This is a genomic window from Phyllobacterium sp. TAF24 (genome assembly GCF_052113785.1).
GTDB lineage: Bacteria > Pseudomonadota > Alphaproteobacteria > Rhizobiales > Rhizobiaceae > Phyllobacterium.
The window spans coordinates 47,495-61,852 of record NZ_JBFRDN010000033.1; the positions used below are offsets into that span (position 1 = coordinate 47,495).

General features: G+C 56.6%; 14 protein-coding genes. 4 read left to right on the top strand and 10 right to left on the bottom strand.

Going from position 1 to position 14,358, the window contains the following annotated elements; all coding sequences use genetic code 11:
- Nucleotide 1: 1 nt before the first annotated feature.
- From srlE to AB4Y96_RS22230, 3 genes are all read right to left on the bottom strand, one after another.
- Complete coding sequence (srlE, locus tag AB4Y96_RS22220; RefSeq protein WP_091877929.1) at nucleotides 2-1,015, bottom strand: PTS glucitol/sorbitol transporter subunit IIB; 1,014 nt, start codon at nucleotides 1,013-1,015, stop codon at nucleotides 2-4.
- 22 nt (nucleotides 1,016-1,037) lie between these two features.
- On the bottom strand, nucleotides 1,038-1,799 hold the full coding sequence (gene srlA / locus AB4Y96_RS22225) for a PTS glucitol/sorbitol transporter subunit IIC (RefSeq protein WP_091877930.1): 762 nt from the start codon (nucleotides 1,797-1,799) through the stop codon (nucleotides 1,038-1,040).
- 65 nt (nucleotides 1,800-1,864) lie between these two features.
- Complete coding sequence (locus AB4Y96_RS22230; RefSeq protein ID WP_091878499.1) at nucleotides 1,865-2,299, bottom strand: transcriptional regulator GutM; 435 nt, start codon at nucleotides 2,297-2,299, stop codon at nucleotides 1,865-1,867.
- Between the two features lie 170 nt (nucleotides 2,300-2,469).
- Here AB4Y96_RS22230 and AB4Y96_RS22235 point away from each other — a divergent pair, with 170 nt between their 5' ends.
- Nucleotides 2,470-3,120, top strand: coding sequence for a hypothetical protein (locus AB4Y96_RS22235; RefSeq protein ID WP_441919949.1), 651 nt, complete (start codon nucleotides 2,470-2,472; stop codon nucleotides 3,118-3,120).
- Here the strand turns inward: AB4Y96_RS22235 and AB4Y96_RS22240 are convergent.
- Genes AB4Y96_RS22240 through AB4Y96_RS22255 form a run of 4 tightly spaced genes read right to left on the bottom strand, consistent with a single transcriptional unit; the run spans nucleotide 3,101 to nucleotide 7,813 of the window.
- On the bottom strand, nucleotides 3,101-4,408 hold the full coding sequence (locus AB4Y96_RS22240) for an acetoin dehydrogenase dihydrolipoyllysine-residue acetyltransferase subunit (protein WP_441919950.1): 1,308 nt from the start codon (nucleotides 4,406-4,408) through the stop codon (nucleotides 3,101-3,103). The genes AB4Y96_RS22235 and AB4Y96_RS22240 overlap by 20 nt on opposite strands.
- A gap of 3 nt (nucleotides 4,409-4,411) precedes the next feature.
- Nucleotides 4,412-5,410, bottom strand: coding sequence for an alpha-ketoacid dehydrogenase subunit beta (locus AB4Y96_RS22245; RefSeq protein ID WP_091877933.1), 999 nt, complete (start codon nucleotides 5,408-5,410; stop codon nucleotides 4,412-4,414).
- Nucleotides 5,411-5,421: 11 nt separating this feature from the next.
- On the bottom strand, nucleotides 5,422-6,447 hold the full coding sequence (locus AB4Y96_RS22250) for a thiamine pyrophosphate-dependent dehydrogenase E1 component subunit alpha (protein ID WP_441919952.1): 1,026 nt from the start codon (nucleotides 6,445-6,447) through the stop codon (nucleotides 5,422-5,424).
- Between the two features lie 49 nt (nucleotides 6,448-6,496).
- Nucleotides 6,497-7,813 carry an NAD(P)H-dependent oxidoreductase gene (locus tag AB4Y96_RS22255; protein WP_441919953.1) on the bottom strand — a complete coding sequence of 439 codons (1,317 nt, stop codon included), beginning with the start codon at nucleotides 7,811-7,813 and terminating at the stop codon, nucleotides 6,497-6,499.
- A gap of 178 nt (nucleotides 7,814-7,991) precedes the next feature.
- On the opposite strand from AB4Y96_RS22255, the gene AB4Y96_RS22260 reads away from it, so the two are divergent.
- Nucleotides 7,992-8,657 carry an HAD family hydrolase gene (locus AB4Y96_RS22260; protein ID WP_441919955.1) on the top strand — a complete coding sequence of 222 codons (666 nt, stop codon included), beginning with the start codon at nucleotides 7,992-7,994 and terminating at the stop codon, nucleotides 8,655-8,657.
- 63 nt (nucleotides 8,658-8,720) lie between these two features.
- Here the strand turns inward: AB4Y96_RS22260 and AB4Y96_RS22265 are convergent, their stop codons facing one another.
- The 3 genes from AB4Y96_RS22265 to AB4Y96_RS22275 form a co-directional block, all read right to left on the bottom strand.
- Nucleotides 8,721-9,452, bottom strand: coding sequence for an SIMPL domain-containing protein (locus tag AB4Y96_RS22265; protein ID WP_441919957.1), 732 nt, complete (start codon nucleotides 9,450-9,452; stop codon nucleotides 8,721-8,723).
- A 111-nt stretch (nucleotides 9,453-9,563) separates the two neighbouring features.
- Nucleotides 9,564-9,929 carry an antifreeze protein gene (locus AB4Y96_RS22270; protein WP_441919958.1) on the bottom strand — a complete coding sequence of 122 codons (366 nt, stop codon included), beginning with the start codon at nucleotides 9,927-9,929 and terminating at the stop codon, nucleotides 9,564-9,566.
- 124 nt (nucleotides 9,930-10,053) lie between these two features.
- Nucleotides 10,054-10,509, bottom strand: a complete 456-nt coding sequence (locus AB4Y96_RS22275) for a YcgN family cysteine cluster protein (protein WP_091877937.1) — start codon at nucleotides 10,507-10,509, stop codon at nucleotides 10,054-10,056.
- A gap of 271 nt (nucleotides 10,510-10,780) precedes the next feature.
- On the opposite strand from AB4Y96_RS22275, the gene AB4Y96_RS22280 reads away from it, so the two are divergent.
- Both AB4Y96_RS22280 and AB4Y96_RS22285 read left to right on the top strand, forming a co-directional pair.
- Nucleotides 10,781-13,246: an OmpA family protein gene (locus AB4Y96_RS22280; RefSeq protein ID WP_441919959.1), complete on the top strand. Its 2,466-nt coding sequence runs from the start codon at nucleotides 10,781-10,783 to the stop codon at nucleotides 13,244-13,246.
- 129 nt (nucleotides 13,247-13,375) lie between these two features.
- A complete protein-coding gene (locus AB4Y96_RS22285; protein ID WP_441919961.1) occupies nucleotides 13,376-13,900 on the top strand; it encodes a TIGR00645 family protein in 525 nt (174 codons plus the stop codon).
- The last annotated feature ends 458 nt before the right edge of the window (nucleotides 13,901-14,358 follow it).

Here is a 14,358-nt window from a genome sequence, read left to right on the forward strand (position 1 = left end):
TTTAGAATACGATCAGGCTGACAACCCAGGCAATCAGCACTGATACGGGACCCATGATCTGGCGGCTGATGAGAACCGCCGGAACACCGATTTCGATTGTCTTTGGTTTGGCTTCACCCAGAGCCAGACCAACTGGCACGAAGTCGCAGCCAACCTGCGTATTATAGGCGAACAGCGCTGGCAGGGCCATTGCCGGCGAAATCGTGCCATTGGCAATCTGCGGACCGATGATCGCCACGCCGATCACCTGCGCAATCACCGCGCCCGGTCCCAGAATGGGCGACAGGAACGGCAGGCCGCAAATGGCTGAAATGATCAGCAAACCGACAATATTGTTGGCAAGCGGCCCCATTGGCTGCGCCAGTACATCGCCAATCCCCGTATAAAGGATGAAGCCGATAAGCATGGTCACGAAGGCCATGAAGGGCAGAACGTTACGCACAACCTGATCGATGGTCCGGCGACCGGCATTGAAGAAAATACCGACAACCCGGCCCATGACCCGGCCAACGGAGCTGATCAATCCAATCAGTCCGCCTTCGCCTGCGTCAGATGCCGCAGCGGTGCGGCTGGACATGGCTGCTGCCATCTCGGCCGGGGTCGGAGTTGATATGCCTGCAACCGTGGCATCTGCCGATCCGTCGGCAAGTTCGATATTGGCTTCTTTCACGCCCGAAACATAAATGTCCTCGGTGATGAACTGCGCCAGCGGGCCCGATTGTCCGACCGGTGTCAGATTGACGGTGGGAATGCGCTTGCGCGGATAGACACCGCAGCGCGCCGTGCCGCCGCAATCGACGACGACAACGCCCATCTCGCCTTCTACGGGCGGTGCCTTGAAGCCATCGACGGCCTCACCGCCGGTCAGTTCAGCGATGCGGCGTGCAACAGGATGAATACCGCCACCGGTAACAGAAACGACCTTGTTGCGCTGCGGCGTCAACTGGATCGTCAGCGGGCCGCCCCAACCATTGGAGCCCCTGGAAATTTTGACTGGTTTATAGGTCTTTGACATTCTTTTTCTCCCCACCCCTGATTTAAAGCTCGATGCCCTGACGYCGCGCCATGATGGCGGTAATGCGCTCGGTCAACATGCCTTTGAGGAGGATAACGACCAGACCAACAATCGCGTACCAGATGGCCACATTGATATGATAGCCAGCGGGAACAGCACCCTTTTTCTCCAGTTCGAGCAGCGCAACGAGAATGCCGCCCCAGACGAAATATTCGCCCGGATTGATATGCGGGAACAGGCCAAGCGGCGGATGCACATAGGAAACCGCAGCATCGTAAAATGCCGGCTTGTGCTTTTCTTCGAGGAACGAACCGAACGTGTAAGCCATCGGGTTGGTGAGGAAGAATACCGATAGCAACGGTAGCACCGTATAACGCGTCAGGGCAATGCGACCCGCACCGCGGGCAATGCCGTGCACGCGTTCTTCGCCGACGAGTTCAGTCAGCGCATAGAAGGCGGTCATCAACACGACGAGCGTTGGAATAATGCCAGTAACGAAACCGGCAAAGACTTCGCCGCCCTTCTGGAAAATACCGATAAAATATTTGCCCGCGCTGGTGAGCCAGCCAAGCTGCTCTTCCTGCTGGACGTGCTGCAGCTTGTTCTTGAATTCTTCGACGGTAATATCGCCGCTGCTCGACTGGGCCAGCACCACGAGATCATTGCCCGCGTGTTGAACGGCCTGCTTGCCGTGCAGGGCAGCGTCCGAGACCATCGACCCCGCCACCGACAGGTGCTGCATGGTAACGTCGGCATGCTGCGCCAACATTGTTAGAATTGACATGTTCCCTCCTCCTTATCAGCCGTTTGCTCGGGTACGGCCACCCCTAGAGCTTATGCCCCTAGAGCCTATGCATTGACTGTCTTGATTCCCGAAAGGCCCGGCTGCTTTGGTTCGGTTCTCGCACGGTCGATCTGTTCGATCGCGCGCTCCGCCGCTTTTGCCAAAGCCGGGTCTTCCACGCCTGAAATGAGCGGATCAGCGCGCAATGCATTCAGCGTGATTCCCTCAAACTCGGGACGACGCGTGAACTTGGCAAAAACCGAGCGACCGCGCATCACCAGAAAGCGTTGCACAATCAGATCCGGCGTTACCACCACGAGGGCAATAACACCTTTGCCAAAACGCCCGCGCACATTGCCTGCACCGACATATCCATCATTATATTTCGACGTAATGCCCTTCATCACATCGCTATAGTGGCGCATCTGATACCAGACACCCAGTGACTGCAAAGCCCAAAGGATTCCAAGGGCAAGCAATCCCCATTGCCACATCGCCATGTCTTCAACCTCCCATTGTCCAGCCATATACATATGCTATGCCGGGACGGAAAAATATAGAACATTTGTTTTTTGTAATGTCAATATGTATGATTTCTTGTATCATTGAAAACTTGGCTTCCGCTGCTTTGAAGCGTAAGACATACACAAGAGACGTCTGAGAGAGACACATGGATTTTCTGTTTCGCGATGAACTGGTCAGTACACCCGATCTGCGCCACCGCCTGCGGCGGCTGCGCTGGTTCCGCATGGCTTTTCGCAAGAATGTCGCGCTGATCGCCGAGCATTATGGCTACCGCTTTGCCATTGACGAAACGAAACTGACAGCCGCATTCCTCAACTGGATCGAGACCGTCGAACAGCAGAAATCCTTTTCGCGTGTAGACCGGAAGGACTTCATTATTTTCGCCGCCGGTCTTGTGCTGAAAGAACTGATCGCCGAAGCGCCAGCCAAGGTTCAGGGCCATACACCGCAAGCCAACAATGACGCGGCTAAAATGGCCGATATCATCGCATTCTGGCCGGAAGGTTTTCTCTACACCAACTTCTGCGTCGGTACGATTGCCGCCATCTACGAGCAGGAATTTGGCGTCGCGCCGCAAATCGCCAGTTGTGCAAATGACCTTCGGACCTGGTGGTCCTACAAGGAAAATGTCAACGAAATGCCCGGCTATGCCATTGCCTATCTCGACAAGTTCCTTGGCGCAGAGCCAAACTGGGTCATGCCCAATCTGGCATCCGCCCGCAGTGCCATCCAGCGCGCCCTGATTGCCTCAAAGGGTGGTAGCCGACTGACTGCACCTACCCCACGGAACGACTGACCTCCCGCAATATCCGCACCACCTTTTCCCGCTGCTCCAGCTGCGGCATGTGGCCTGTCCCAGCGAAAACATGAACTGCGATCTCACCCGGCAGACCCGCCGAATGGGCTGCCGGAATGATCCTGTCTGCCGCACCGAAAATGATGCGGACCGGAATTGCCAATTGGCCAAGATTTCTGCGGATATCGAAAATCTGCGTCCCATCGGCAAAGAAGCGATCAGCCACCAGCTTCTGCGCCTCGCGCAAACCCTCATCCAGCGATTGAGCAAGCGTTGCCTTGACAAAAGATTTGGTCAGAAGGCTCTCATCCTGTACCAGCAGTTTCATCCACGCGAGAAGGCTCGGCTCCGCCCTCGCCCGGACAAACCCTTGCAGGAAAGCACCATTGATCTCAGGCCCAAGACCCGCAGGTGCAATCAGGGTCAAAGCACGAATATCAAGATTGCCACGAGCAGCGACCTTCGCTGTAATCGCCGCACCGAAGGAATGGGCCGCGACAACAACCGGCCCTGTATGAAGGGCCGCAATCGTCTGTTCCACCAGCGCAGCAATGGAATCAAGATCCGCAGGAATATCCCGCATTGACTCGCCATGCCCAGGCAAATCAATGGCAAGGATCGCGCTATCGAGTGTCGTTCCCGCCAGCATCGGCCGCCAGCTATTGAGATCAGAGCCGAAGCCATGGATCAGCACCAGCGGCGCCAGACCTGTATCAGTGCCCTGCCGCAACCAGACCGCATGCAGCGGCGCTTCGCCCGCCTTTGCAGCAATAGGTTTGGCAATAGCTGGTTGCGTGTGTGCAACGCTCGCTTCAACGTCTTTCCGCTGAATCCGCCCCTTGGGACCCGAACCCGACACTGATGCCAGATCAATGCCACTTTCTCTGGCGATCCGCCGCGCCAATGGTGTCGCGCGGACATCATCTCCTTGCGTCACCGATGGGCTTTCAGCCACAACCGGAGATGGTGATGACGCGACCGCCTCCACCACTTCGCTGACTGGCGTAGTTTCAATCGCTTCTGGCATAACGATAGCAGCGTATTCCTCGCCTTCGGCATAAATCCAGGCGACCGACTGGCCCACCGGCACAACAGTGCCTTCCTGTGCCGTCACGCCGCGCAGGATACCAGAGGCAGGAGCGTCCACTTCCATGGCCGCCTTGTCAGTTTCGATTTCGAAAAGCAGCTGCCCTTTGGATACACTGTCGCCCTCCTTGGCGTACCAGCGCGATATCTGGCCGGTCTCCATATCCATGTCGACCTTGGGCAGGATAACTTCGGTGGGCATGACCTAGCGTACCCCCTTCACGAGATCGCGGGCGCTCTTCAATATTCCCGGCACCTGCGGCACGGTGGCCTTCTCCAGCTCCGGATTATAGGGGATCGGTGTCTCCGCGCCGCCAAGCCGTACAATCGGCGCATCGAGATAGTCGAAGGCTTCGCTTTCGGCGATCATGGCGCTGACTTCCGCACCGATACCGAGCGTCTTTACACCCTCATAAACGCACATCAGCTTGGACGTTTTCTTGACACTGGCAATGATCGTGTCCTTGTCCATCGGCCTGATGCTTCGAAGATCAACAACCTCGACGTTGATCCCTTCCTTTTCCAGCTCCTTTGCCGCTTCCAGCGCCTTGTGCACCATGATGGCGGAGGCAACGATGGTAAGATCAGTACCTTCGCGCACCACCGCCGCCTTGCCGATTGGAACAGTGTAATAGCCCTCGGGCACCGGCCCTTTCATCTTGTAGAGCAGCTTATGCTCAAAGATCATCACCGGATCAGGGTCTTCGATCGCGGCCAGCAGCATGCCTTTCGCATCATAGGGGGTGGACGGCTGGATAACTTTCAGACCGGGCACATGGCCAAGCCATGCTTCAAGGCTTTGGCTGTGCTGGGCTGCCGCGCCCGTACCGGAGCCTGATGGAAAGCGCATGACCAGCGGCACCGAAACGGCACCGCCAAGCATATAGCGGATTTTAGCGGCCTGATTGACGATCTGCTCCATGGCAAGTGCAGCAAAATCGGAAAACTGAAATTCAAAAATCGGTCGCATGCCGGTCAGAGCCGCGCCGACGGCAACGCCAGCGCCACCAAGCTCGGAGATCGGCGTGTCCATCACCCGGTCTTCACCAAAGCGATGCACGAGATCGCCTGTAACTTGAAAGGCACCGCCATAGACGCCGATATCCTCACCCATGAGGAACACCCGCTCATCTGCTTCCATGGCCAGCGCCATGGCTTCCTGAATAGCCTGCGAATAGCTCAGCTCGCGAATTGTCTCATTCATCGGGTATGCTTTCAGTCCGTGTACACGTCGCGCGTGAGGTTGTTCAGATCAGGCGATGGGCTGTTCCGGGCAAATTCAATCGCCTCGGCGATTTCCGTCTCCACACCAGCGCGGATTGCTTCGATATCCCCGTCGGTAACAAAGCCGAATTCCTTCAACTGGCTTTCGAACAGATCGATGGGATCACGATTGGCGATCCAGTCCTCGATCTCTTCCTTGGTGCGATAGCGGTTGCGGTCGCTCTTGGAATGGCCGCGATGCCGATAGGTCTTGCACTCGATCAGCGTCGGGCCCTCGCCGCGCCGCGCCCGTTCGACTGCGGCGTTGGAAGCCTCGGCCACATCGGACAGATTGTTACCGTCCACAATCACACCCGGCATGTTGTACCCGGCAGCGCGATCCGCGACGTTAGGAACAGCTGTCGACCGCTGGGTCGAGGTGGACATGCCGTAGCCATTGTTTTCGCAAACGAAGACAACAGGCAGTTTCCAGATGGCGGCAATATTCAACGCCTCGTGGAAAGCGCCCTCATTATTGGCACCATCACCGAAATAGGAAATGACCACCTTGCCGTTCTTCTGCTTCTTGGCGGACAGCGCAGCGCCCACGGCAATTGGAATACCGCCACCGACGATGCCATTGGCTCCAAGATTACCCTTGGACACATCGGCAATATGCATGGAGCCACCGCGGCCCTTGCAATAGCCGGTTTCCTTGCCGAAAAACTCGGCGAACATCTTTGACACTTCCGCGCCCTTGGCGATGCAATGGCCATGCCCGCGATGGGTGGAGGTGATCATATCGTCTTCATTAAGCGGCAGTGAAATGCCGACAGCGCTTGCTTCCTGCCCAATGGAAAGGTGCATCGTGCCGTGGATAAGCCCGCGCGTGTAGGATTCCTCCGCACCTTCCTCGAAGCGGCGGATAAGATACATCTTGCGCAAGGCTTCCTTCAACTGCTCCGGAGAATAATGCCGGAACGCGAAAGGAAGATTACTGCCATCATCCCTGGATTTAGCGTTGGTGGCGGGAGCCATGCTTGGCACTCCTTCGCTGATTGCCCTGAATTCTGATTGGTTGATCTCCTCAGCCATAAACAAGCTTGTCCTGCCGCTGTCTGAGTTCGACGATCTTTGAGCCTGCGATGGGTGCAGCATTGGCGCTGGTGATGAGTTCGCCTTTGGCAATGGGTGCCGTCACTGTGCCGCCCTGCAGAAGGCCGCAGGGGATTGCCTTGGCATCGCGGGCCTCCTGCGCCGTCATGATCCAGGCGCGGTAGCAATATTCGCCGATCGCATCGAGCTTCTCGCCAACCTTGAGGTCCTTTTTGGCAACCGCACAGACTTCCGCCACGGGCTTGGACAGCGGCACCATATCAGCCTTGCCGTAAAGCACGACGCGGGCACAGGTCAGCGGCACTTCGAGCGATGTCAGATGATAGGGCCGGTGGAACGTGAAGTAAGGACCTTTGCCCATCTTCAGATCTTCCATGCGTTCCGATATGCGCGGATGTGACATGTCGGCGACCACGAACACGCCGGGGGCCACGCCCTTGCCAATGGAATAGTCGACAACACCAACGCGCGACAGCAGCCCGCCATCCTTTTGTGGGATCAGCGTCTTGTTGAGCTGGTCGAGCGTTGCCGCCGGGCCATGCATACCCGCCTTGTCAGGCACCAGCCCGGTCGCATTGGCAATCGCCGCCATTTCCACCATGGTTTTCGAACCATCGACGAATTCCACCAGCATGCGCACATTCATGTGGCGGCGTGCTGCCTCTTCCTCGTAATCGTCAGGAATGGCATCAATGTTGAGCGGGTTGTTCTTGCCCTTGCCGGCAGCGACAATCGGATGACCCATGGCCGAGACGAACTCGATCAGTTCCATGCAGGAGGATGGCTCGTCGCCAGCGCCGAGCGAATAGGTCACGCCAAGCCGATCAGCCTCGCTTTTAAGGTATGCGCCGATGGTCACATCAGCCTCGACATTCATCATGACGAGATGCTTGCCATGTTCCATGGCGCGAAGCCCGATCTCGGCACCGACAGCCGGAACACCTGTTGCATCGATCACCACATCGATGAGGTCATTCTCAAGGATGAGATCCGCATTATCGGTGACGGCAATCTTGCCGCTTTCCATGGCTGATGTCAGCGCCGAAGCCGTATTCACTTCGCGAGCATGGCCCGGTTCCTGATAGGCGATATCGACGGCCTTCAGGGCATTGGGCAGGTTCAATTCGGAAATCGCACCGATTTCGACGCCGGGCATGTGGGCGACGCGGGTGACGATATCCGTACCCATCTCGCCCGATCCGATCAGACCAATGCGGATGGGACGCCCCGCATCCGCACGCGCCTGCATATCCCGCGCCAATCCCGTCAATGCTACATTGCTCGCCATACAAATATGCTCCTCGCCGGCCTCCGGTGCGACGCCGGGAACCACTGTCTTTCCATCAATCGAATATTGAACATTTGTATTTTAGTCAACACCTATGTGCATTATAAGAGTTGTAACCATGATCACATAACAAGCGTGTGAACGTTCGGAACGCACGCCCGCAAAAAGAGAGACGGAAATGCCGCAAAACAGGTTTGATCTGATAATTTTTGATTGTGATGGTGTGCTTGTCGACAGCGAACCGCTGGCGGAACGCGCGTACCACAATGTTTATGCGCGACACGGGATGAACCTGCCCGAAGGCACCATTGCCCAATGCGTGGGCATGAAACAGGCCGATATCATCAAGCGAATCGCTGAGCTGAGCGGTTTCCAGCTTTCCGAGGCCGGTGAAGCCGAACTCTGGCCCGAGACAAAACACGTTTTCAGCCAGTTCCTGCAACCAACGCCCGGTATCACCGCGCTGCTCGAAGCGCTGGAAACACCCCGCTGTGTTGCCTCGTCCTCATCGCTGGAGCGCATTCACTTCAGTCTGGAAACCACCAAGCTCGCCGGGTTCTTCGGTGATGCGATCTACTCTTCATCCATGGTCAAGCGTGGCAAGCCTGCACCTGATCTCTTCCTGCACGCTGCGAAAGAAATGGGATACGAACCATCCACATGCGTGGTGATCGAGGATTCGCCATATGGTGTGGAAGGAGCAGTTGCCGCGGGCATGACCGCCATTGGCTATACCGGCGGCGGCCATACCTACACATCCCATGCCCAGACCCTGCTGGACAAAGGCGCCAGCGCGGTGTTCGCAGACTGGAAAGATATCGCCTATTGGATGCGGGCGGCCTGAGAATAACCCCGCAAAACAAAAAGGGTGCCGCAGGGCACCCTTTCGTTTTAGCTAAGGCTCATCTTAGTTCTTCAGCTCGAACGTCACATTGACAGTAACATTGTAGCTGTTCTCACCCGCAGCAACCGGCACGGAATCCGATGCGGGTGCGGCCATCATCTTGGCGCGTCCAGCCATTTCGTATGGGCGCGGCTGGAAAGACTGCTCACTGATCTCGATGATCTTGCCGACTTCTACACCAGCGGCTTGCGTCAAGGTCTTTGCCTTGGCAATGGCGTCGGCCACGGCCTTCGTGCGGGCTTCCTCAAGGATGGTCTCCGGCTTGTCATTGGTGAAGGTCAGATTGCCGCCCTGATTGACGCCAAGCGTCACCGATTGATCCAGAATGTCGCCAACCTTTTTGAGGTCGCGCACCCGCACCGACAGCGAGTTGGAAACCGCATAGCCGACAATCTTCGGCGCTTTCGGCTGTTCGCCCTGCTTGTTGTCAGGATAGACATAGCGTGGATCAATGCTGAAGCCCGAGGTCTGCAGATCGCGCTCGGCGATTCCGGCCTTCTTCATGGCGTCGAGCACCTTGGCCATGGTTTCGTTGTTAGCGGTCAAAGCTTCCCGCGCGGTCGGCTTTTCCTGCAATACAACCAGTGAAAGCACGGCCATATCAGGCGCAGCAGCGGCTTCGCCTTGCCCTGTAACCGTAATGTGCGGACGTGGTGCTTCATCCGCCATAGCGGCGAAAGGAACGGCCATCATTGCGGTTGCGGCAACAGCCACGGCTAGAAATTTTGGTGTCATGGAATATCTCCCCGGATGAAGTGACATGAGCTGCGTCGCAGCTGATTATGGGCGGAATAGGGCGAAAGATAAAACTTTCGCCCTATTAGGTTGTGGTCAGTCGAATTGGATTTAACGGATGACCGGGCAGCCGGGTGCACGGGCAAAGACGATGGCAGTGCGATGACCATAGCGCCAACCGGTAACCCGTACGACATTCCGGTTCACGATAGCCCGTGGATTACGAATGCCCATGCGGCTTGCCTTGTTCAACGCCAGATTGACACTGCACGCGCGCACAGGCCGATAAACAGGGCGATAGCCATGATGATAGCGATGGCCATAACGATGATCGACCTTGATGACATTTGAACCGGCAACATCAATGATCTGAGACGACGGGGCGATGGGCGCTGCGGAAGCGGCGCTGGCACCGAAGAGGGAACCGAGGCCAAGAGCGGCGGTCACAGCGAGCATCTTGAATGAAATGCGGGACATGGCGTTTCTCCTTTATTGTTTTTTGATCCAGACTTAAAATCCGGAAGGTGTTCGTTTGTTCCACAAATCACCTGAACAAAGCTTCAACGTTCCATTCATCTTCCGTTCAGTAGAATTAAATTCCTCAACTTTCTGATTCGGCCATCATCATGTGGTCGAAATAATCCTCGTCCCTTTTCAGGTCGTGATCATAGGCGGTCACCTTGCCGCGCACCGAAATTCCGGCTTCATGCACGGTTTCCGCGCTTCCCGAAACCAGCGGATGCCACCAATAAAGATCCCTGCCCTCATCAATGAGGCGATAGCCGCAGGTTTCAGGCAGCCAAGGCACTTCACGGACAATCTCCGGCGTCAGGAAAACGCAGTCGGGAACTTTCTTCTTCCGGCCTACATAATCCGAGCACTGGCATGTTCCCGCATCAAGCAATGTGCAGGCCACGGTGGTGAAATAGATTTCATCCGTGTCTTCATCTTCCAGCTTGTGCAGACAGCAACGCCCGCAACCATCGCACAGACTCTCCCATTCCGAGCGGTTCAACTCGTCAAGCGTCTTGGTTTTCCAGAATGGTTCTTTGGGCATGCGCTCGCATACATCTCAAATATCGATCCGTCCAGTGTAGCGCATTTTCTGCATGAACCCAAAATGAACAGCACCTTCACACGCGATACAGGCTCACCCGTGCAATCTCCCTGTAATCGGACTCGGGCAGGATGACATTTGCGCATGTGTACCCGCAACGAATCTGGTGAGACGACTGCGATGGTCAATTGGCTGCCACAAAGCTGACCCAAGCTGCGGTCACAAACATTTGACGTGTTTCAACGGAAAGAAACGCAAGACAGGGATGACAATGAAACGCACAGCACTCTTTTTTGCTTCAACAGCAATTCTGTTCTCCTCGCCCTCGGCGATGGCAGAGCAATCGCCACTCCCTCGCCCTTACATCTCTTCCAATACCAACGAAGCTCCGTTGTTGCTGGCGCAGGCGGAGGGTAAATCCGCAGCGGAAGAGGTGATTCAGCCGCAGCAGGTCGAGAACCAAGCGCCCGCTCAGATCGAGGAAGCACAGAACCAGCCGCAGGAAGCTGCACCTGGTGCCGGTGCACAGCAAAAGGCTGAAGAGCTAGCAAGAAAACGCGCTGAAGAAGAAGCCCACGCTGCGGAAGCGCAGGCCGCCGAACGTGCGCAGGAGGCGAAGCGCGCGGCGCACGAAGAAGCACAGAAAGCTGCTGAAGAGCAGAAGGCTATCGCAGCAGAAGCCAAGCAGAAGGCCGCCGAAGAGGCGCAGGCTGCAAAAGCTGCCGAAGCCGAGGCCAAACAGAGAGCAGCGGCAGAAGCACAGGCCGCCAAAGCCGAACAGCAAAAGGCCATAGAGGCCGAAGCCAAGCAGAAGGCTGCCGAAGAGGCGCAGGCTGCAAAGGCCGCCGAAAAAGCGGCTGCACAGGAAGCCGAGCAGGCCAAGAAGGCAACTGAAGCCGAAGCCAACAAGGCTGCGGAACAGCAAAAGGCTATCGAGGCTGACGCACGCAAGAAAGCCGAAAGCGCCCAGAAGGCCGCTGACCAGCAAACGCAAAAAGCCGCTGAGGACGCGAAGAAGGCAACGGAAAAAGCCACAAAGGAAGCTCCAGCTGCCGAAGAGCCCGCCGTTGAAAAGCCGCAGCAACCCAAGGGACAAAAACCTGCGGCAGAGCAACCAGCAACTGAGAAGCCTGCACCAGCTGCCGAGCCTGCCACGGGCGAAAAGCCCGCCAAGCCTGCTGAGGCACAAAAACCTGCAGCAGAGCCCGCAGCCAATCAGCCCGCGGAGAAGCCTGGCAAACCAGCCGAAAGTCAGAAACCTGCAACGGAACAGCCTGCTGGTGAAAAGCCGGCACCTGTCACCGAACCTGCCAAGGGTGAGAAGCCCGCGCCGGCCACAGAGCCTGCAAAGGGTGAAAAGCCGATAAAGCCGGTTGAAGGCCAAAAGCCTGCAATCGAGCAGCCTGCTGGTGAACAACCCGCAACCGGCAAACCTGCGGGCGAGAAGCCAGCTCCTGTTACAGAACCTGCTACTGGCGAAAAGCCTGCCAAGCCTGTTGAAGGACAGAAGCCAGTGTTGGAGCCTGCCGCCGGTCAGCCTACGGGTGAAAAACCCGCTGGCGAAAAGCCCGCAACCCCCGTCGAAGCCGGAAAGCCCGGACCAAAGGATGCTTCGCCATTGCCGGAAAATGCCGCGCCGGTTCTCGACAGCCAGAAGCCAGCCCCGCCCGTAAAGGGCACCGGCGGTCAGACCGTCGAAAAGCCTGCCGGTCAACAGCCGGCGGTCCAGCAGCCTGCCGTTCAGGTTCCAGCTACCCCGCCCGCACCGCCGCCAAAGAATGACGCGGATGTGCAGAAGGCGCTGGTACCGATCAAGGTGGAGGGTATCCGCACCGAGGAAGGCACACGCGTCAAACAGGCGCCACGCGAAGAGCGACCCGCCGATGTGCAGATTATCCAGAAGATCGACAACCGCACCATCGTCGAAGTCAACAACAACATCTTTGTTGAAAGCTCCGACCGTCCGCGCATGTCGCGGGATGCGCAGGATGTCTATTACGAGGACCTGCCACGCAACCGTACACGCGAAACCATCGTGCGTGACAATGGCGTACAGGTCGTCACCATCCGCAACCGCTATGGCGATGTGATTCAGCGCTCACGCGTCATGCCGGATGGACGCGAGGTCCTTCTGAGCTACACACCCGATTACGATCGTGAGGAACGCTATCAGTGGCGCGATCCCGGCCTTGATCTGCCACCGCTCGTCCTTGATATCCCTGTTGCCGAATACATCCTTGATGCCGATCAGGTGCCGGAAGCAGACGTCTACGACTTCTTTATCCGTCCGCCGGTGGAACGTGTTGAACGCATTTACTCCGTTGATGAAGTCAAGCGCTCGGCTCGTATCCGTGACAAGGTGCGCCGTATCGATCTGGATACGATTACCTTCAAGTTCGGCTCCGCTGACATCACCGATGATCAGATCCCGCATCTCGACAGTGTGGCCAAGGCGATGGCTGAGATTCTGAAAAAGAACCCGGCTGAAACCTTCCTCATCGAAGGCCACACCGATGCCGTCGGTTCCGATCAGGCCAACCTTGTTCTCTCCGACAAGCGGGCGGAATCGGTTGCCCAGGCCCTGACCAATGTGTTCGGCATTGCGCCTGAAAACATGGCCACCCAGGGCTATGGCGAACGCTATCTGAAGATCAAGGTCGATGGACCCGAGCAGCAGAACCGCCGTGTTGCCATCCGTCGCATCACCCCGCTGGTGCAGCCGCTGGCCAGCAAGTAGTCTGATCGGACATTGAAACAGAAAAACCCGGGCTTCAGTCCGGGTTTTTTGTGATTATAGGTGGTTTTGTCTTGAGTTCGTCATCTGCATCGCTATCTCATGCAGGAAACCAATTGGAATAAGTTGTTTATGAAACGTATCGAAGTTTTCATCGAAAGCATCATTCTCGCCTCGCGCTGGCTGCTTGTCGTGTTCTATCTCGGGCTGGCAATCGCGCTGGCGATCTATGCTTTCTCGTTCGCCGGTAAGCTCTTCGATTTCGTCATGAAGGTCACCTCTCTCGACGAAACCGAAACAATCCTCAAAATGCTCGGGCTCATTGATGCAGCGCTGGTTGCCAGCCTCGTGGTGATGGTGATCATCTCCGGTTACGAAAACTTTGTCAGCCGTTTCGATCAGGCTGATGATGTCCATTGGCTTGGCACGATTGATGCCGGATCGCTCAAGATCAAGGTAGCCTCGACCATCGTCGCCATCTCATCGATCCACCTCTTGCAGGTGTTCCTGAATCTGACGAAATACTCAACCGAACAGCTGACATGGTTCACGGTGATCCATCTCGCCTTCGTCTTCTCCGCCCTGTTCCTTGCCTATATCGACAAGATCATGGCCAAGGACAAAGGCGATAAGAAATCGGACGAGCCGTCGATTTAAGCCAATCGACCGCAGTGTTGGCGGATGCATACACCCCCCTCTGTCCTGTCGGACATCTCCCCCACAAGGGGAGAGATCAGCTGTCAGTACTGCCTTTGCACAATCTGAAACGTTTCCTGTTGTGCAAAGGCGTTCATGCCCATGTGATCTCCCCCCTTGTGGGGGAGATGTCCCACAGGACAGAGGGGGGTGTGTATGCCGCAGCTGCCGGTTCGTGGTTCGACAAGCTTGTCTGTTAGAGATGGTATAATGTGAAGAGGTCCACGTACCCTTTCCCGGCACGTGGACCGATTGACAGGATGCCGTTTCGACAAGCGGACATTGCAGTCCGATGGTGAGCAAGGCCCTGTCATTCGATGACACCCGAACAGTTGCAAGGGGCACCGACCCCGTATGACAAGCCAGGGAACCTCATCATGACACAGTTTGATCGTTTTGTCGGCATTGATGTGAGCAAG